The organism is Novipirellula rosea (assembly GCF_039541335.1).
In the GTDB taxonomy this organism is placed as follows: domain Bacteria; phylum Planctomycetota; class Planctomycetia; order Pirellulales; family Pirellulaceae; genus Novipirellula; species Novipirellula rosea.
This window is the reverse complement of sequence record NZ_BAABGA010000005.1, coordinates 120,529-143,041: the sequence shown is the minus strand read 5'-3', so window position 1 is coordinate 143,041 and position 22,513 is coordinate 120,529. Positions and strand designations below refer to the sequence as shown.

Sequence of the window (22,513 nt, the reverse complement as noted above, 5' to 3'; positions counted from 1 at the left end):
GACGATTGGGATGGGATAAGAATTTCGCCACGACCGTTATGAATGGATCAACCGATGGTCGGCGTTTCACGAGAGGCGAGCCAACGTCCGTTGCGAGCCATCCCACCACTTTATGTTCCGACGGTGCTTAATCCAAGAACGTCGTCACATCGGCTTTGGATTTGCGAACGCCATCGGATTCGCGATAGACCGACAGCAGTGCAGATGGGTCGATCATTCGCCAAGCAGGCATGCTGCCGAAAATGGTGGTCAGCAATACGCCGCCACGAAGTGCCCATAACACATAACCGACGGACGCAAGTCCCGCTCCGACCCCGAGTCCACCGATCTCGCCAGCTCCGAAGAACGTCGAGTCTTCGGCCACGGCCGAGCTTTGATTGTTCCACTCGGTCCACTGGATCGCTTGCACCAAATCGACGACCAACAGTTGGTCAAGCATTTGAGACATTTGCACGTTGCCTCGTTTCATATGCATGTGCGAGGAACCGCCCCACGAAAAACCTTGTCTTTCGAAGCCGTGATTCGATTCTTCTTGGTTGGTGTCCGCCATCTGGATGGTCGAATCGCGGCTGACGGACGACGTGGACGGCTTGGATTGTCCTTTCTCGGTTGACGTATCGTCGTTCTGATTCGGAGTGGTGACGTTTGCGGGAACCAAGGGAACCGCCCCTGTCGTTGTCGAACCAGCATCGCCATCGCTGCTATCGCCGTCTCCCGAATCGCTGCCCGACGTGCCACCGCTTCCGCTTGTATCGCCGGATCCATCGCCCGATCCACTGTCACCCGATCCGCTGTCGCCTGAACCACTTCCGCCCGATCCGCCGCTGCCTGATCCGCCACCGCCGGCAAGCACCGTGATCGTGACGGTCACGGCGTTACTGTTCAAGCTGCCGTCACTGGCGACGTAGGTAAACGTATCGCTACCAAAAAAGGCGCCGTAGGGGGTATAGACCAGACTTCCGTTGGCCGAGGTGCTCAGCACTCCATGACTTGGTCCCGAAATCAAATTCATTTGAATCGAGTCACCATCAACATCGCTGTCGTTGATCAATACACCGGGCGCCACCAGCGTGAGTGTTTCGCCGGCGTTGATCGAGTAGTTGTCGCCGCTCGCCACGGGAGCTTCGTTGACATCGATCACGGCGATCGAGAAGTTCGCGAAGCTGAACGAACCATCGCTCGAGTCGGCGCGGACCGTGATCGTGTGGCTGCTGGCAGTTTCGTAATCCACAGCACCGGAAACGGTCACGATTCCACTAGCCGAATCGATCGCAAATCGCCCTCCCGCGTTGTCGGATAACGAGTAGGTCACGCTGTTGGTTGAACCATCGGGGTCAATCGCCAAAGCTGTGATGCCCACGGTCGTTCCAAACGCTGCGTTTTCGTTGACTTGGTTCGGATTGCCATCGGTGTCAGTGGCGGCAGAAACATTGAATTCATTGACGTCGTTCAGATAGACGGTGAACGTTTCGTCATACGTGGCCCCGGCGGCGTCTTGGACACGCACCGTGATGTCGTGCTGAGTGGCGGACTCGTAATCGAGTCGACTTGAATCCGCAACGCGGACGTTGCCCGACGCATCGATACTGAATCGCCCGCCTGCCGAATCGGTTAACGTATACAGCGTACTGTCGCTGGTATCGAGATCGTCGGTCGACACCGTGCCTACGATTTGTCCGTTAGCCAGGCCTTCGTCTATCGTCATCCCCGTCGCCGTCAAATCATGCGGCGCGTCGTTTTGGCCTTGGATTGTGATCGTCACTTGCTGAGTGGATTGGGCGCCGGCGGCATCGACCATCGTGTAGGTAAACACGTCGGTTAACGTGTCCGTTGCGGTTCGCAGTGCTTCCACCGCCGTGTTGCTGTTGTCGACTACGTAACTGTACGAACCATCGGCGTTGATTGTGATGGCCCCATAGGATCCCGACACACTCGATCCGACCGATCCGCTGGCACTGGCGGCTGTCCCCGCCACCACTCCGCTGACCGTTTTGGTTTCGCCGTTGCCCACCGAATCAGCATCGGTATCGTTGGTGAGCACGTTGCCGGTCGGATCCACTCCGGCGGTTCCATTGGCCACGCCGCCGGCTTCCACCGCAGTGGCATTGTCGGTGTTCGCAACCGGAGTGTCGTTTTGCCCCTGGATCGTCACAGTGATTTGCGTGGTCGAGGTTGCCCCGTTGGCGTCCGTCATCGTGTAGGTGAAGACATCATCGAGCGTGTCGCCGCTGTTTCGCAGGGCTCCGACAGCCGCGTTGTTGTTGTCGACGATGTAACTGTAGGATCCATCGGAATTGATCGTGATCGCACCGTAAGCACCGGCCACTGACGAGGCCACCGAACCGGATGCCGATCCCGTCACGCCCGCAGCAACGCCGCTGACGGTTTTCGTTTCGCCGTTGCCGACCGAGTCGACATCGGTGTCGTTAGTCAAGACGTTGCCCGTAGGATCCGTGCCCGCGGTGCCGTTAGCCGATCCGCCCGCTTCGACTGCAACCGCGTTATCGACCACTGCGGTGGGAGTGTCGTTTTGGCCTTGGATCGTGACGGTGATCTGCGTCGTGGATGTCAACCCTGCTGCGTCGGTCATCGTGTAGGTGAAGACATCGTCAAGTGTTTGACCGCTGTTGCGAAGTGCTTGGACATCCGCGTTGCTATTGTCAACGATGTAGCTGTACGATCCGTCGGAATTGATCGTGATCGCCCCATAAGATCCGGTGACAGACGATGCCACGGAACCCGAGGCGGATCCGGTGACTCCGGCAGCAACCCCGCTGACCGTTTTGGTTTCGCCATTGCCTGGCGAGTCGACGTCGGTGTCGTTGGTCAATACGTTGCCGGTTGGGTCGGTTCCCGCAGTCCCGTTGGCCAGTCCGCCCGCTTCGACCGCGGTTGCATTGTCGGACACCGCGGTGGGCGCGTCGTTTTGGCCTTGGATCGTGACCGTAATCTGAGTGGTCGAGGTGGCTCCGGCGGTGTCGGTCATCGTATAGGTAAACACATCGTCGAGCGTGTCGCCGCTGTTGCGGAGTGCCTGGACCGCGACGTTACTGTTGTCGACGACGTAGCTGTAGGATCCATCGGAATTGATCGTGATCGCACCGTACGCACCGGTGACCGAAGATGCTACCGATCCGGATGCAGATCCCGTCACGCCCGCAGCAACACCACTGACCGTTTTTGTTTCGCCGTTGCCGACCGAATCGACGTCGGTGTCGTTCGTCAACACGTTACCTGTGGGATCGCTTCCCGCAGTCCCGTTGGCCAAACCGCCCGACTCCACCGCAACGGCATTGTCTACCACGGCGGTAGGCGTGTCGTTTTGGCCTTGGATGGTGACCGTGATCTGAGTGCTCGAGGTTGCCCCAGCCGCGTCGGTCATCGTGTAAGTGAAAACATCGTCAAGGGTTTGGCCACTGTTACGCAGAGCCTGAACCGCGACGTTGTTGTTGTCGACGATGTAACTGTAGGATCCGTCACTGTTGATCGTGATCGCACCGTAAGTGCCAGTGACCGAAGACGCGACCGATCCCGAAGCCGATCCCGTCACCCCAGCCGCAACACCACTGACCGATTTCGTCTCGCCGTTGCCAACCGAGTCGACATCAGTGTCGTTCGTTAAAACATTGCCGGTTGGGTTTGTACCCGCGGTTCCATTGGCGGTGCCGCCTGCTTCAACCGCAACGGCATTGTCGACCACAGCCGTCGGCGTGTCGTTTTGGCCTTGGATCGTGACCGTGACTTGCGTGGTCGAGGCCACTCCGTCCGCGTCGGTCATCGTGTAAGTAAACACGTCGTCAAGCGTTTGGCCGCTGTTACGAAGTGCCTGCACGTTGGTGTTCGAATTGTCGACGACGTAAGCGTACGAACCGTCCGAATTGATCGTGATCGCACCATACGAACCGGTTACCGAAGTGGCAACGGAACCCGATGCCGATCCGGTGACGCCGACGGTGACCCCGGTGACCGTCTTCGTTTCGCCGTTGGCTGCAGCATCAGGATCGAGATCATTCGTCAGAACATTGCCCGTTGGATCAGTACCTGCAGTGCCGTTAGCTAATCCACCCGATTCGACTGCGATCGGATTATCCGCAACCGCGGTCGGTGCGTCGTTCTGGCCTTGAATCGTAACCGTGATCTGCGTGGTCGAGGTTGCCCCGGCCGTGTCGGTCATTGTGTAAGTAAAGACATCGTCGAGCGTATCGCCGCTATTGCGAAGTGCCTGCACGTCGGTGTTCGAATTGTCGACCACGTAGGAATACGATCCGTCGGAATTGATCGTGATCGCCCCGTACGAACCGGCAACCGAAGATGCAACCGAACCCGATGCGGAACCAGTAACGCCAGCCGCTACGCCACTGACTGATTGGGTTTCGCCATTGCCCACCGAGTCGACATCAGTGTCGTTCGTGAGAACATTCCCGGTTGGGTTTGTTCCGGCAGTTCCATTGGCGGTGCCGCCTGCTTCGACCGCAACCGCATTGTCGACCACTGCCGTCGGAGTATCGTTTTGGCCTTGGATCGTGACCGTGACTTGCGTGGTCGAGGCCACTCCGTCCGCGTCGGTCATCGTGTATGTAAATACGTCCTCAAGCGTTTGGCCGCTGTTGCGAAGGGCTTGCACGTCGGTGTTCGAGTTGTCGACGACGTAAGCATACGATCCATCGGCATTGATCGTGATCGCCCCATACGAACCGGTTACCGAAGTGGCAACGGAACCCGATGCGGATCCGGTAACGCCGACGGCGACCCCGGTGACCGTTTTCGTTTCGCCGTTGGCTGCGGAATCAGGATCGAGGTCGTTCGACAGTACATTGCCAGTTGGGTCGGTGCCTGCGGTGCCGTTAGCGAGTCCTCCCGATTCGACTGCGATCGGATTATCCGCGACCGCGGTCGGTGCATCGTTCTGGCCTTGAATCGTGACCGTGATCTGCGTGGTCGAGGTTGCACCAGCAGTATCGGTCATCGTGTAAGTAAAGACATCGTCGAGCGTATCGCCGTTATTGCGAAGTGCCTGGACGTCGGTGTTCGAATTGTCGACCACGTAGGAATACGAACCGTCGGAATTGATCGTGATCGCCCCGTAAGAACCGGCAACCGAAGATGCAACCGAACCCGATGCGGATCCGGTAACGCCAGCCGCTACGCCACTGACCGATTTCGTCTCGCCATTGCCCACCGAGTCGACATCGGTATCGTTCGCTAAAACATTGCCGGTAGGGTTTGTACCCGCGGTTCCATTGGCCGCGCCGCCTGCTTCGACCGCAACCGCATTGTCGGCGACGGCAGTCGGTGTGTCGTTTTGGCCTTGGATCGTGACGGTGACTTGCGTGGTCGAGGCCACTCCGTCGGCGTCGGTCATCGTGTAAGTAAATACGTCGTCAAGCGTTTGGCCGCTGTTGCGAAGTGCTTGCACGTTGGTGTTCGAGTTGTCGACGACGTAAGCGTACGAACCGTCCGAATTGATCGTGATCGCACCATACGAACCGGTCACTGACGTCGCAACGGAACCCGATGCCGATCCGGTAACGCCGACGGCGACCCCGGTGACCGTTTTCGTTTCGCCGTTGGCTGCGGAATCAGGATCGAGATCGTTCGCCAAAACGTTGCCAGTTGGGTCGGTGCCCGCTGTGCCGTTAGCGAGTCCGCCCGATTCAACTGCGATCGGATTATCCGCGACCGCGGTCGGTGCGTCGTTCTGGCCTTGAATCGTGACCGTGATCTGCGTGGTCGAGGTTGCCCCGGCCGTATCGGTCATCGTGTAAGTAAACACATCGTCGAGCGTATCGCCGCTATTGCGAAGTGCCTGCACGTCGGTGTTCGAATTGTCGACCACGTAGGAATACGATCCGTCGGAATTGATCGTGATCGCCCCGTAGGAACCGGCAACCGATGACGCAACCGAACCCGATGCGGATCCAGCGACTCCGGCCGCAACACCACTGACCGATTTCGTCTCGCCATTGCCAAACGAGTCGACATCGGTGTCGTTCGCTAAAACATTGCCGGTAGGGTTTGTACCCGCGGTTCCATTGGCGGTGCCGCCTGCTTCAACCGCGACGGCATTGTCGACCACAGCCGTCGGCGTATCGTTTTGGCCTTGGATCGTGATGGTGACTTGCGTGGTTGCATCCGCGCCCGAGGCATCCACCACGGTATAAGTGAAGACGTCTTGCAGCGTATCACTGGCGGTTCGCAAGGCTTGGACGGCGGCATTGCTATTGTCGACGACGTAGGTATACGAACCGTCCGAGTTGATGGTCACTGATCCATAGGATCCGGTCACCGACGAACCGACACTGCCCGACGCGGATGCTTGGACGCCCGCCGCGACACCCGCAACCGTTTTGGAATCCCCCGCGTCCACGTCAGTATCATTGCTGAGCACATTGCCAGTTGGATCGGTGCCAGCGGTGCCGTTGGCAAGTCCACCTGCTTCGACCGCGGTCGGAGTGTCGGCGGTCGCTACCGGGTTATCGTTGCTGCCTTGGATCGTGACCGTGATTTCAGCGGTGCTGTCGAGTCCCGCGGTGTCCACCATCGTGTAAGTGAACACATCGGTCAACGTGTCGCCTGAGGTTCGCAGTGCCTGAACGGCAGTGTTGTTATTGTCGACGACGTAGCTGTACGATCCGTCGGAATTAATGGTAATCTGGCCATACGATCCCGTTACCCCGGTTGCCACGGACCCCGATGCACTGACTTGCGAACCGGCCGCGACGCCGCTAACCGTCTTCGTGTCACCCGAGTCCAGATCGGTGTCATTGGTTAACACGTTGCCGGTCGGATTGGTGCCTGCAGTTGCGTTCGCCACACCACCGGATTCCACTGCCGTGGCGGTATCATCGACCCCGATCGGTGCGTCGTTCGCCCCCTGAATCGTGACCGATACCTGCGTGGTCGACGCAGCCCCGCTGGCGTCGATCATCGTGTAGGTGAAGACGTCGGTCAGCGTATCACTGCTGGTCCGCAGTGCCTGAACCGCCGCGTTGTTGTTATCGACCGTGTAGGTGTAGACGCCATTGGCAGCGATCGAAATCGAACCATAGCTTCCCGTGACAGACGATCCGACCGAGCCGCTCGCGGATGCCTGCACTCCAGCCGCCACGCCGTCGACCGTCTTGGTATCGCCCGAGTCGACATCGGTATCGTTGGTCAATACGTTGCCGGTCGGATCGGTCCCCGCGGTGCCGCCTGAATAGCCACCGGCCGAAACCGCAATGGGGGTGTCAACGACAGCAATCGGATCATCGTTCGCACCATGCAGCGTGATCGTAATTTGAGCAGTTGAATTCAGTCCCGCAGCGTCCGAAACCGTGTAAGAGAATACATCGGTGATCGTATCACTGGCGGTTCGCAGTCCCTGAACGGTCGCGTTATCGTTATCGATGTTGTAGGTGTAACTGCCGTCCGAATTGATCGTGATCGCGCCAAAGTTTCCGGTGATCGATGAACCGACCGACCCGCTGGTCGATCCCACGACTCCTTGAGCAGCGCCTGTGATCGACCATGTGTCGCCTGCGTCGACTTGGTCATCGTTCGTCAGCACGTTCCCTGACGGATCGGTACCCGCGGTGCCATTGGCGATGCCTCCCGCTTCGTACGCATGGGCGCTGTCGACCGTCGCAACCGGAGCGTCGTTGGCACCTTGGATCGTGATCGTGACTTGCGTTGTGGATGTCGCGCCTGAAAGATCCTCGACCGTGTAGGTAAAGATGTCGGTCAGCGTGTCGCCGCTGTTGAGCAGGTCTTGGACCGTTGGGTTGTTGTTATCGACGGTGTAGCTGTAGTTGCCGTTCGAAGCGATGTTGATCGAACCGAACAAACCGGCGACACTTGATCCGACCGATCCAGTCGCCGATCCGGCAACGCCTGCGGTCACACCGCTGACGACGATCGTGTCGCCAGCATCGCTATCGCTATCGTTTGCGAGCACATTGCCGGTCGGATTCGTCCCCGCAGTGCCGTTGGCGGTACCACCCGCTTCGACCGCGGTCGCCGTATCGGCGACCACGTCGGGATTATCGTTCGCACCACGAACCGCGACCGTGATTTGGGTGGTGGAGCTCAGACCATCGGTGTCCTCCATCGTGTAGGTGAAAATGTCATTGAGACATTCTCCACTGGTACGCAGGTTCTGGACCGCTGCGTTGTCATTATCAACGTTGTAGGTGTAGCTGCCGTCACTGTTTAGAGTGATCGAGCCATACGAGCCCGCGACAATCGAACCGACCGAGCCCGCTGCAGAGCCTTGCACTCCTGCCGCCACGCCAACGACGGTTTTGGTATCGCCGCTGTCGACGTCGGTATCGTTCGATAGAACGTTGCCGCTTGGATCGGCCCCGGCCGAACCGTTGCCCGCCCCGCCCGCTTCATACGCAGTGGCCGTATCGACCACTGCAACCGGTGCATCGTTGGCTCCCTGGATCGTCACGGTGACTTGCGCCGTGGATTCTAGCCCCGCGGTGTCGTGCATCGTGTACGTATAGACTTCTTGCAGCGTATCGCTCGCGGTCCGCAAAGCCTGGACTGCCGCGTTATTCTGATTGATTGTGTAGGTGTAGCTGCCGTCGCTGTTGATCACGATTTGGCCATAGTTGCCCGTGACCGAAGCACCCACCGACCCCGAAGCGGATCCGACAGTGCCGAGCTCGACCCCGATCACCGATTTTGTATCGCCCGCGTCGACGTCGGTGTCATTTGTGAGCACATTGCCGGTGGCATTGCTGCCGGCGGTAGCGTTGGCCACGCCGCCTGACTCGACGGCGATGGAGGTGTCGTCGGAGGTCACCGGCGCATCATTCTGGCCATCCACCGTGATCGTTAGTTCCGTCGAGGAAACGTTCATAAACGCGTCCTCCATCGTGTAAGTAAAGATGTCGGTGACGTGATCGCCGGAGGTCAGTAGCGCTTCGACCGCGGCATTACTATTGTCGAGCGTGTAGGTGTAAGTACCGTCGGTGTTGATCACGACCGTACCGTAAGTGCCCGTCACGGACGTGCCAACATTCCCGCTGGCCGATCCGGTCGATCCCGCAGCGACGCCGACGACCGTCTTGCCGTTATTGGACGCGTCATTGTCGAGTACGTTGCCCGAGGGATTCGAACCAGGGATGGTGTTGTTGACCCCGCCCGCTTCTTCGGACGTGGCATGATCCGCTTCGGCGACCGGCAAATCGGTACGTCCGTCAATCGTAATGACCAACTGAGTCGTCGACGCCAATCCGCCGGTATCCTGCATCGTGTAGGAAAACGTCTCCGAAAGCGAATCGCCATCATTAAGCGCTTCGACCGCAGCGTTGTCATTGTCGAGCGTGTAGGTGTAGCTTCCGTTGGCGTTGATCACCAGCGAACCGTAGGTTCCCACCACGGTGCTGCCGACGTTGCCCGAGGTTGATCCTTGCACGCCGGTTGCCACGCCGGTCACCGTCTTGGTATCGCCCGCGTCGACGTCGGTGTCGTTGGTGAGCACGTTGCCCGATGGATCCGTGCCCGAAATGTTGTTCAATATGCCGCTGGCTTCGGTCGCCGTGGCGGCGTTTGCGACCGCATCGGGGGCATCATTGGCACCCGTGATCGTGACCGTGATTTCCGCAGTCGAGTCCGCACCGCTGGCGTCCTGGATCGTGTACGTAAAGACTTCCGAAAGCGATTGTCCTGATGTTCGCAGCGCCTGGACTGCGGAATTGCTGTTGTCGACCGTGTAGCTATACGCACCATTGGCGTCGATCTGAATCGAACCATAGGAACCCGTCACCGTGCTGGCGACCGATCCCGATGCCGAACTTTGGGATCCCACCGCGACTCCGACGACCGTCTTCGTATCACCCGCGTCGACGTCGGTATCGTTGCTCAGTACATTGCCAGTTGGATTCGTTCCGGCAGTCCCATTGCTTGTTCCGCCTGCTTCCACCGCGATCGCATTGTCATCGACGGCAACCGGATCGTCGTTTTGGCCCTGGATCGTCACGGTGACTTGCGTGGTCGAACTCGCACCATCGGTGTCCTGCATCGTGTAGGTGAACACGTCCTGCAGCGTATCGGACGAGGTTCGCAGTGCTTGCACCGCCGCATTGTTGTTGTCGACGTTGTAGGTGTACGATCCATTGGCATTGATCGTAATGCTGCCGTAGCTTCCTGCTAATGCCGAAGCCACATTGCCGCTGGCCGATCCCGCGGTGCCGACCGCGACTCCCGTGACGGTTTTGGTATCGCCCGAATCGACGTCGGTATCGTTGGTCAGAACGTTGCCAGTCGGATTCGTACCCGAGCTGGCGTTATTATCGCCACCGGCCTCGACGGCAACCACGTTGTCGGTGACCGCAACCGGAGCGTCGTTTTGTCCTTCGATCGTGATCACGATTTGAGTCGACGAATACGATCCGCCGGAATCCTGGACCGTGTAGGTAAAGGTGTCGGTGATCGTTTGCCCGGACGTTCTTAGTGCCTGGACGATCGCGTTATTGTTGTCGACCGTGTACGTGTAATCTCCATTGGCATCGATGCTGATGTCGCCATAGGTTCCGGTCACCGAGGTGCCAACATTGCCAGCGGCCGAAGCCACCGTGCCCGCCGCGACGCCGGTCACATTAAGCGTATCGCCGGTGTCGTACTCGATGTCGTTGCTCAGCACGTTGCCCGACGGATTGGAACCCGCCGTTGCGTTGGCCACACCGCCTGCTTCGGTCGCGGTGTCGCTATCGGCGACCGCGACCACGGCATCGTTCACGTCGGTGACCACGGTCGATGCGGTGGCTGTTTCGCTCGAATAGGCCGTCGTGCCGCCACCGCTGCCTGGATCGGCATACGATGGTGAACCAAACGACGAAGCGGATCCCGTGGTGGTATCCCAGGCAACAAAGTCAAAGGTCGCCGTTTCACCGTTTAGCGAATCAGGCTGATAACGAATCTGTGTCGACGCGCTTAGTAGCAGCGCATTGCTGCTGGTGATCCCACTAAACGACGTCCAGTTGGTGCCATCGGTCGAATATTGCCAATTGCCGTTGCTGTTATCCGCAGTGACGGCAATGCCCTTGATCGCCCCGGTGTCGACGTCAGCCCATCCGGCCGACGCTAAGATCGAGTTGACATCGGTGGGAGTGGAAGGAGTGTCCTCGTTGGTTCCCGGCAAGCTGACGGTAGCGGAATCGGTGATCGTCGGCGCGTCGTTCTCGGCGGTGACCGTCACCTGTGCCAATCCCACATTGTCGCTGAACGCAGTGCTTCCGCCCGTCGCAGTCGTATTGACCTTGGTTCCTTCGGTTCCCGTGGTTTGATCCCAAGCGACAAACGACACCGATGACGTATCGGCGTTCATCGCGTCAGGGACATAACGCAAGTAGTCGCTGGATCGCAATAATAACGACGTGCTCGTGGTGACCGTGCCGACATCGGTCCAAGTTGATCCATCGAGCGAATATTGCCAAGTTCCATTGCCACCGCTGATCGAACGAATCGCGATCCCTTCGCTCGGGCTGGCGTCGACGTCGGTGATCCGGTTGCCCGACAGACTGGCAATGATCGAAGCGACTGTGTTACCGGAGTTGTTAGTCTGGTCTTCGGTAATATCGGTCAGCGTGAACGTTTCGGAATTATCGAGTTCGGGGGCGTCATTGACCGCGGTGATATCGACGTTCACCGTACCCAGGTTGATGTCGCTGCCGCCGCCGGTTCCGGTGTTGCCATTATCGTTGACGGTGACCGTGATCGTATCGGCGTTGTTCCCGTTCAGGTTCGCGGTCGAGTGCAGGTACTGAATGTTGCTGGCGGTATCGAGGTAGGTGTTCAGGTTCGCGAGCGTTCCGGTCAGCGTCAGTGTTCCACTACCGCTGCCACCGATCGTGACACCGCCACCGCTGATGGCCGACAAGTTGCCGCCGGTCGCGGTGGTCAATGTGACGGTCAAATTTCCGCCGCCATGATCGACATCATTCAAATTGATTTGCGACAGATCGACGTTGCCGCTGACGTCTTCGGTCACGACGATATCGCTTGGCAAACCGCCGGGATTCGTCGGATCGTCGTTGGTGGCGGTGATATTGATCGTCTGGCTCGCCGAACCTTCTTCGCTGCTTCCGTCTGCGGTCAGTCCCGGATCGGCACCGGTGTTGCCGCCATCATTGACCGTGACCGTGATCGTGGTCGATGCACTGGGGGTGTCGCTGCTGTTGAGGTAGGTGATCGTGCCGGTGCTCGCGCCGGTCAGCAAGTTATCAAGCTGGCTCAGTGTGCCGGTGATCGTAACGGTTCCGCTGCCATTGCCACCGCTGATCGATACGCCCGAGTCGCCTGCGGCAACTGTGATTGCTCCTTCGCCGACATTGATCGTGGCCGTCATTGTACCGCTGGCGGCATCGACATCAGTGACGGTGAAGCCGGTTCCTTCAATCGCCAATCCGACTTGTTCGGTCGCCGACAACGCGCTGCCCGGTCCATTGACCACGGGGGTGTCATTGACAGCATTGACCGTAATCGCAACGACATCTGAATCCTGCTCGCTCGTGCCGTCGCCCGTTGCTCCGGGATCGCTTCCGGTATTGCCGAGGTCGTTTGTGGTCACCGTTAAATTCACGGGGCCGTTGTAATTGGTCGTCGTGACAAAACTTAAGCCGTTTAATGCGGCATTGATATTGGCAACCGTTCCGGTGAAGATCATGTTCGCATCAGCGCTGCCGTCGCCGCTGGAAAATGTCAGGCCGGTGGTTTGCGACAAGGTCAATACACCGCCTGCATCGACGTTCAATTCAACGCGAACGTTATTGGAACCCGCGTCGACATCCGCAATCGAAATTTGGTTGCTGTTCCCCGACGAGAAAACCAGCGTGGCATCTTCGTTGACACTTTGGGCACCCGGGATGGTGTTCACCGGGGCATCGTTGACGGGGTCGACGGTCACATTGGCAACCGTCGTGCTGCCACCCAGTCCGGTGTCGTCGCCAGACGTCGACGACTGGATCGTAAAGTTGCCAGTGCCGTTGAAATCGGCGTCCGGAGTGAACTTTAGTCCCGCAGCTCCTTCGGCCACCGTAATGAACGAACCATTAGCGATCTGCGTCACGCCGTCATTCTTGTATAACGTGCCGCTGGTGATGCCGGTGATCTTGTAATAAGTCACCTCAGCCCCATCCGCCGCATTCCGCGTGATCACCAACCCACTGCTGGATTGAGTGTCTTCATCGGTGGTCGCGTTCGTCACCGAAGGAGTGTCCGCGACCGGATTAACCACCATGCTTGCGGTATCGGTATCCGATGAAAATGCGGTCGTTCCACCGGAGAGCGATGTCGTTACTGCGATTTGAACATTGTCGACCAGGATCTCTTTGCCGCCACCGTTGTTGTCATAGAAACGGATTTGTGTGTTCGACGCGATGTACGATGAAATGTCAAAACTCTTCGTCCCCGTTGCCGTTCCCGAGGTGACTGCTAACAGCGTCGTCCAGGTGCTGCCGCCATTGGACGAGACTTGAGCATGAATCGCTCCGCCTCCTCCCAGATTGTTGGTGACCAGATCAAAGGAAAGCGTCGCGGTGCTTGCGGAACTTAAGTTCGCCTCGCGATAGATGTATTTACTCGCACTTGATTCACCGACGTTCAGCAAGCCTCCGGAAATGAAATACTTGCCGCCTGACGCACCGCCGCCACCGCTGTCGTTTTCGATCCAATCGGTCGACCACGACAGCGAACCATTGTTATTGCTGTACGAAACAGCGCTGAACGTGTCGAGATACGTGCCTGATGTAAAACTCGTGTCGGCGACACCGCCGTTGCTGCCACTGGTTTGGTCCCAAGCTCGGAAGGTAATCGCGTTGGCAAGCGTTCCAAAATAGTCCGCGTTGGGCTGGAAATAGACTCGTGTGCCAGCGTCGGCTGCCAGTAAACGGGCGTTCGCATCGCTAACCGCACCCAGTGCATTCCAAGTGCTGCCGTCATCGATCGAGTAGAACCAGGTGCCATTGGTGGTGTCGACCGCCGTGATCGCGATTCCCAATGCAGCACCGCTGTCCGCATCACTAACGTTGTCCACTTGGCCCGAGGGACTCGCTGTGTCGACCAGCGACGACACCAGCGTGCCAACAGCTCCCGACGGGACGCCAGCGTCTTCGTTTGTCGCATCGAGTGCCGGATTCTTCGTGCTGTCTAGTTCCGGAGCCGCATTGGCTTCCACCACCGTAATACTTGCGGTTTCGCTCGCGGTACTAAAGGGGGTTGCGTCACCGTTGGTGGAAACATCGACCTTGGTTCCCTCGGTGCCGCTGGTTTGGTCCCAGGCGCGGAACGTAAAGTTGGCGGTTGTCCCGCTAGCCGGATTGGGAACGAAGCGAACGAGATCGGTATCCCGCAGCAGCAATGCAGACGAATCGGTAACCGTTCCGATCGCGTTCCATGAACTTCCACCATCGGTTGAATATTGCCACGTTCCATTGCCACTTGATAGCGAGGTGATCGCGATTCCTTCGCCATCGCCTGCATCGGGATCGGTGATGCGGTCACCACCCGCGCTGGCAATGATCGAAGCGACCGATTGACCATCGTTGTCGGTTTGGTATTTCGAAATGGTCGATAGATTCATCGCTCCGGTGTTATCGAGCACCGGAGCATCGTTGACGGCGGTGACATTGATGGTCATCGTATTTGGGGTCGTGTCGGTATCTTGACCGCCGCCGCTCGTTCCCCCATCGTCTTGCACTTGGAATGTGAATTCGGCATACGCCGTTCCATTCTCATCGGCCAGCGGTTTGTACTTCAGTCGCCCCGCATTGATATCCGCGATACTGACATAGTTACCGGCGACCACGGTCTCGCCCGCGTCGATCACGCCGTCGTTGTCCGCGTCAACGTAAAGCGTTCCGCTGGCCGTTTGGCTGGTGATGCGAACGGCGTTGAAATTGTGGTTTTCGGCGGCGTCGCTGAACCCAAAGTCGGCAGCGGTGAACGTAATGTCGGTGTCTTCGAGTGTGCCGACGGTGTTATTCACACCGCTGGGGGCATCATTAATCGCGTTGACGGTGATCGTGACCGTTTCAGTGGTGGTATTCGTTCCGTCGGAGGCGTCCACGGTAAAGACGACTTGATAATCGGCAGGTTGATTGATCGCCGTGAACGTTGGCTTTTCCGCATTCGCGTCGCTCAGCGTGACGGCGGGACCAGAGGTCTGAGTCCAGGTGTAAGTCAACGCACTGTTCTCAGGATCGAATGCCGAAACCTCGAGCGTGACAAGATCGTCTTCGTTGACGGTTTGATCGCCAAGATTTGCAAATCCGCTGCCGCTGATCACGTTCGCCGCTGTCATTCCCCCCATCGTGCCGTGGTGACCGTTGCCGCTGTCGTCGATCACACCGCCTGCACCGGTGGTCGCTCCGGTGAATGAATACGATGCGACCAGTCCCGTTTGAGGCCCCGACAGTTCTGTGAACATGTCCGCGCGAACCTGCGTCTCACTACGTCCGCCATTCCAAATTCGGACTTGATCAATCTGGCCGTCGAACTTGTAGGTCGAGTTGTTGTTCCATCCCGAGATTTTTGCACTGGATGCGGCAAACGCGTTGCCGTTGCTGGGGGTACTCAACCGCTGAGTCATCGTCTGTTCGACGCCATCGATGATCAAACGACTGCCCGTCGCGTCGCCATTGCGGAACACAGCGGTGACATGATGCCATCCATTCGCCAAACCCGCACTGCTGATCCCGTACAGGTCTCCGCTGCCGGTGTTGAATCCAAAATTGCCCCCCGTCAACCACAAGTCGTAAGATCCGAATCCGAACGGCATCACGTTTTCGACGCCATCCCAGTTCATCCAGAACTCGACCGTCACGTCGGTTCCCGCAGCGGTGTTCACGGGCAATCCCGACAGCATGATGGTGTCATCGCCGCCTTGGAAATCGATCACTTGATTCCCTGGATTGTCCACATCCGAGTCTGCAACAATCGTCGGGGCGTCGTCGATGCCGTTGACCGTGATTGTTACCGTCGCGGTGTCGGTGCCTCCGCTACCATCGCTGACGGTGTAAGTGAACGAATCGGTTCCGGTCTCTCCCGCCGTCAAGCCGTCAAAGGCGCCGTTGGGATCGTAGTCAAAACTGCCGTCGGCATTAACCGTAACCAAGGCCCCCGATCCGAGCATGATTTGGCTGCCGACACTCGCGACCGAGCCCTGCACCTGGCTGATGGTCAACGTGTCACCTTCGCCATCGATGTCGTTACCAACGGCCCCGTTAGTCGCGTTAATACTAATAGCTGTATCTTGGTCGGTGGAAAACCCTGTCCAGCTGGGGCCACCGATCAGCGTGCCTTTGGCGGAGTTACCGGTCAAGTCGTTGGCGTCGAGCCCCGCACCTTCATTGAAATTCCAGTAGCCCGCCAGTCCTGTTTCGACTCCGGTAAGTGGGGTGTCAAGGTTGTTTTGGATTTCCGATTGCGTGCGCACGGTGCTCCAAAGTCGCACGTCGTCAATTTCACCAGCGAAGTATTGGCCCGCAGGACCGTTCTCGCGACTGCCCACCCGGAGGTCATTTTTGGTCGGATGTGCATCGCCGATCGCACCCGAACCATAGTACGTTTCAATATTGTTTCCGTTGACATATGTATTGATCGTGCCATTGTCATACGTTACCGAGATATGCGCCCACTCGTTCAGTTGCAAGACATAGCCGGTGTCATGCCAGCTCCAGCCCGGTGTGGTATTGGCAAAGGCCCACATCAGGCTGCCGGTCGAAGAGATCCCGATTTCATATTCACCTTCCTTGTTCAATATGACGTTGGAGATGGCTGGATACGCTGTGGGGCGGGCCCACACTTCCATCGTCATTGTGTTGGTAAAGACGATATCCGAATCACTTCCCAAGCTGACATAATCATCGACGCCATCAAAGGACAAACCGTGGTGGTCGTCCACCGCAATCGGCGCATCGGCAACGGCGGCTACCGAGACCTGTTGCTGAGCGGTGTTGCTGGTTCCGCCGTCGCCGTCGGTCACAACAAAATCGACCGTGCGGGTGGTCGTCGCTGGATTGTCCGAAACGTTGAAATAGCCAATTTGTCGTCCGACTTCTTGGGCGATCCCCGGAGTGCTATTGGCATTGAACGAAATCACCAGCGGTGAGGTTCCAATCCCGCCGCTGACGCTGCCGACCAACACACCGCTGTGGTACACGTTGGTCCCGGTCATCGTGATGTTGCCGCCTGGAACAATCGTCAAGCGATCGTTCGCCGAGCCGTTTGCCGAGATGGTGACGCTCAACGAGCCGCCGTCAAAATCACCGAGATCCGCGTCGCTGATGGTTAGCGCTGAATCGATCACGGTCGAGTTTGCGTTCTCGGAATAAGCAGTCGTGCCTCCGGACGCGGTCGTCACGGGGGCGTCATTAACCGAGTTGACCGTGATTGTTACGGTCGCGACATTGGAATCTTGGGTGCCATCGTTGGTTTGGTAGGTAAAGGTATCAGTGCCGCTGAAATTAGTATCAGGCGTGTAGCGGAACGAACCATCCGCGTTGATGCTGAGAGTGCCGTTGCTCGGTCCGGTAACGAGGCTGGTGTTGACACTCAGTGGGGTGCTGTCGATGTCGGTATCGTTCTGCAGGACGCCCGAATGCGCAATGTTTTGTACTTCGGTCTCTGACAGCGCAGTGTCATAGATGCGAACGTCATCGATTTGTCCATCGAAATAACGGGTGTTGGCGCCCGGTTTACCGATTTGCAGCGAACCCCACGCCGAGCGGTCGTTTTCAGTACCGGTGTCGGTTCCCTCAAGCACGCCGTCGACATACAGCGATGCTTGATAAGTCCCCCCGCCGAGATCGGTGACCACCACGGCGACATTGTGGAACTGCGTCGTGTCGGTGAAGTCCGAGTTGGACACGATATAGATCGGATCGGCGCCATTGGTCGGTACATCGTACCCCATGAAGAAAACAAGTTTGTTGGGTTGGTCCCAAGTGCCGATCGTCAGCCCCATCTCGGACTGCGCCGCGGTACCGGGGCCGGATCCGTAGCCGTTGCCGCCGCTGTACCCTTGCCACAAGATATGCTGCTGGCCGGACGTCTTGTCCGTTTGGAACCACGTCGAAAGCGTAAAACTGGTTGCCGTTTTTAGCACGGTGCTGGAGGTGGCGACATAGTCACTCGAGCCGTCGAACGAGAGTCCACCCGAACCGATATGGCCGCTGGTCCATGCGGGATCGTCGGTGTTCGCACTGGCGTCGGCGCCCAGGGTGGCGTCGTTTCCGAGTGACCCCGAATCGGCAGTGGTCTGATTGCTGCCGCCTTCGTTCATTTCCCAGTGGTTCACCAGGTTGCCGGTGCTCGGGCCGACCACCAACGTTCCGTTTTCGTCGACCGAATAGGAATCATCCACGGCCACCGGAGCGTCGTTGACGGCATTGACCGTGATGGCGAGCGATTGCGTCAGCGTATCGGTACCACCATTTGCGGTGCCTCCGCTATCTTGAACGGTCCAGGTCAGGTTCCCGCTGCCGAAGGCGTCCGCCACGGTTTTGTACTTCAAACCTTGCAGTTCGGACAGCGTCAGCGTCGCGTTGTTGTTGACTTGCGTCGTTCCATCGGCACGCCACAACGTGATGTGCGACGGGATGTTGGTAATCGTATAGGTCAACGTCTGACCCGACTCGTCGCTGCCGCCGCCGGGACCGTAGCTCAGCCCACTCATCCCTAGCGATACAGCGGTCGAGTTCGAACTGTCTTCGCTAACGACGATTGACGAGGGGGATCCGCTACTAAGCACAGGGGCATCGTTAACGGCATTGATGACTAGTGACGCAGTATCGATTTCACTTGAAAACGCGGTGGTTCCACCGCCGGGCGACGTGTACGCGATTTCAACGTTGTCGATCGAGAAACTATTGTTGCCAGCGCCCGTTTCTCCGGACACAACAAGAAAGCGAACTCGTGTATTCGCTGCTATTTGGCCACTAATATCGAAGCTTTTTGTGCCGCTGCCGGTATTGGTGCTTGAATTGAAGACGCCTCCGCTCAATGTCGAGTAGCTTGCTCCTCCGTTATTCGAAATCTGGGCGTGGATCGTTGCAGAAGCTCCCAGCCCACTCGTGTACGAGAACGAAAGAGTGGCACTGTCGGCGTCCGACAGATCGACTTCTCGATAGATGTAGTCGTTAGTATTAGCCGCCTGGACGGCCAACTTACCACCAGAGACTTTGAAACGGCCATCCGCTGCGGCACCGCCCGAACTGTCCGACTCAACCCAACCCGCACTCCAAGATTGCGAACCGTTGTTGTTGCTGTACGAAACGCTGCTAAACGTGTCGAGCACGTTGTCGGGTGAGAGCGTGATTGCCGACGTGCCGCCGTTGCTGCCCGTAGTTTGATCCCAAGCCCTAAAAGTGATCGCGTCGGCGATCGTGCCATTGTAGTTGGCGCTGGGTTGAAAATAGAGACGGGTATTGGCATCGGCGGCCAGTAGTCGCGCACTTGTGTCGCTGACGGCACCCAGCGCACTCCAACTGCTGCCACCATTGGTGCTGTAGTACCAGCTGCCGTTGGTGGTATTGGCCGCCGTGATCGCAATCCCGAGTGCGGCACCGAGATTGGAATCGGTAACGTTGTCGACTTGACCCGACGGAGAGGCAAAATCGACCAGCGACGAGATCAAGGTGCCCACTGAGCCCGACGGGGGCCCGGAATCTTCGTTCTGCGCGGTAAGCACAGGGCTTTGACCGCTATCCAGCACCGGGGCACTATTGGTGGCAACGATGTTGGCCGCGAATTCGGAGGTTTCGTTGGTCGTCAAATCGGTGGCGGTCGCCGAAACGATTTCACCGGTGGCGATTAAGCCGTCCAGATAGTGACCAATGGCGGCGTCGCCGGTGGCATTGGTCGTGACTTCGATAGAGTCAATGAATCGCTGGCCTTCGCCATAACCGCTGGCGTCGCTACTGGAGTTAGCGAAAAACTCGATACGAAACGTACGACTGGGGGTCGATTTGAGCGAACCAAACACCGCCGGGGTGGGGCCCGCCGTGATCGACGAGAGCACCGGAAAGTTTTGTAGGTTGTTCGCGCCCGTGTCTTGATCGGGGGTGTCGGAGAATTGGCCGTCATTGGTCGTGACACCATTGTCACCCAAATCAATTCCCAAGCCTGCATGCGAGTGAATCGAATTGCCGAGAATCGCAATGCCGGTGCTGGATCCTTGCAATAGGATGCCGTCGCCGCCACCAAACGCAATGATGTTCCCTTCGTTCGCGGCATCGGTACCGCCGATCGTCGCGCCGGTTGCATTTAAGATGCGAATGGTCCCCTCACCGGTCGACACCTTGGTGTTACCAAGGTCCACGGTTCCGGTGACGTCGGTGCCGAGGTAATTCCCCTGGACTACCGTGCTCGATCCTTCGATATAGATGGCCGTCGCGGCATTACCGGAGATGATATTGCGAGCCCCAGCGGTCGATCCGCCGATCGTGTTGTTGGACGTATTCACCATCACGCTGACGCCATCGTCGCCGTTACCGATCGCAGCCGTTCCCGTCCCATTGGTACCGATGTAGTTCCCTTGAACGAGCGTCCCTGAGGCGGCGCCATCGATTCGAATCCCGTCGACCGCATTTCCGGAGATGACGTTACCGTCGCCCGCGGACGTTCCTCCGATGATAGTGTTAGACCCGTAGACCAAGATGCCGTTGGCAGTGTTCGCCTCGCTTACTCCAGCGTCACTGCCAGTCGACGTCAATCTGCCAATGTAGTTTCCAACAATCGTATTGCCATCGGACCCTGCCTGGATCTCAATCCCGTCGCCACTGAAGTCACGGATACCGAAGCCACGAATCGTGCTTCCGTCCGCCGTGCTTGTCAGAACCACCCCATCACCGGTGAAGCTATTGTTGCCATCCAGAATGATCGCAGGCCGATTGCCGTTGGCCGCGAAGCTGTCGTCGGTCGTCGCGTCAATGTTTACCGCATCGGTGATTGTTAGTGACGAGCCGAGGTTGATGGTGTGCACCCCGGTACCCGAGATCGCAAAGTTAATTTGATCCGCAGTTCCCCCGTCGTTCTGCGTGTTGTTGGCAGCCATAATGGCCTCACGCAACGAAATCAATCCATCGGCCCCTTTGTTAGCCAACAACGCATCGATCGATGACGTATCCCCATCCCACGTGTCGTTCGCCGTTGTCACGGTGATTGTGTGTGCGGTCGACGCCTGCGTACCAGGTTGAATGTATTGAACGCTTAATTTGGGCGTGGTCGTTCCCTCGGAAGAACTCATGTCCCAACCGTCCGATGTATTGGTAAGGATGCCCCATCCGTAATTGGCGGCCCCGCTTGCCCAGGCTTGAACGGTTGACTTGAGGTTCGTAAACGTCGCGGCTCCAGAGCTAAGATTCGTTAAAGATGCATCCGCAACCGATGCCATCTCGGTACCATTAGCCGAAAGCCCTGAATTGAGTGAATTCCATGTGGCAGTCGACTCGTCCCAGCTCGTCAGCATCTTGTAAAGACTGATGGTGCCCGATGTGTTGCCTGTGGTTTGCACCGTCAAACTTGCTGAGACGATTTGCACACCATAGGGGATCTGTCCACTTCCGGTACCAAAGATGTCGTTGAACCGGATCATTCCTTGAGATTCGGTGCTGCCACCGGAATTATCTAGATCGATGGCGATCGAGCTGTTATTGCCATAATTTGAACTCGCTGATTGTTGCCTTAGTTCCGTGTCGTGAGTCCCCGTATAGCCGTTCACTCCCTGTTGGATATCAATGGTCGTGGTAGCGAGCACGTGACGCCAGCTTTCTTGACCATAGGCGCCAACGAAAACTTCGGTGGTGATTTCGCCTATCTTGTATTCGAGGTCCCAGTCGCCGCCAAGCAATTCGCTGCCGGTCGCATCGTCACTGGCCGCGACATCACAGTCACACACGGCCGCGATCTGCTGGATTAGTTCACGACCCGACTCGGTACTCGCTAAATCACAGCCGTAAATCAAAATGTCGGCGTCGGCATCGAGCGATAGACCCCAGCGTGCGATATCGCTCACATAAGTTTGGCTCGTTTGCACATCAAGCCGCGTCGATCCCAGCTGAATGCTCTCGCCATCGCCATGGCTGAGCAAATGGATCGCGTCAACGCCGGTGATCGACGCCATCGTTTCGCTGATCTGTTGGATGCCATCTCGCGCTGCGTCGAGTCGGATGATCAACCACTGCGTTTGGTCGTCCGCACTATCGCGGAGATTCGCTAATAAGGTGTCAGCATCTTCGACTCGCGAATCAACAAACACCACCTCGATTGGATTGGCAGGATCAAAGGCGGGGGCATCAATAATCGTGTGAGTCGACTCGACTCCACTGGTGTCATCATTCTCACTTGACTGCGGCGCACTGAGTGTCGTCGGATCGATAACTGTTCCATCCGCGTCATCGATTTGTTGCAATAGCGCAGCCGCTAAATCAAGATCGATGTCGCTCGCGCCTTCGCTCGCATCGAGACCGTCGCCACTGAGTAGGATGCGGTCTTCTAATGGATAGAAATCAAATTCGCGAGCCAT

1 protein-coding gene is annotated in these 22,513 nt (G+C 57.8%); it reads right to left on the bottom strand.

Annotated elements, in window-relative coordinates:
• Nucleotides 1–127: 127 nt before the first annotated feature.
• A complete protein-coding gene (locus ABD971_RS00620) occupies nucleotides 128–22,513 on the bottom strand; it encodes a VCBS domain-containing protein (protein ID WP_345318441.1) in 22,386 nt (7,461 codons plus the stop codon).

Bases quoted from the DNA above. Each gene is read 5' to 3' on its own strand.
- ABD971_RS00620 (WP_345318441.1), bottom strand. From the start codon at position 22,513: ATGGCTCGCGAATTTGATTTCTATCCATTAGAAGACCGCATCCTACTC.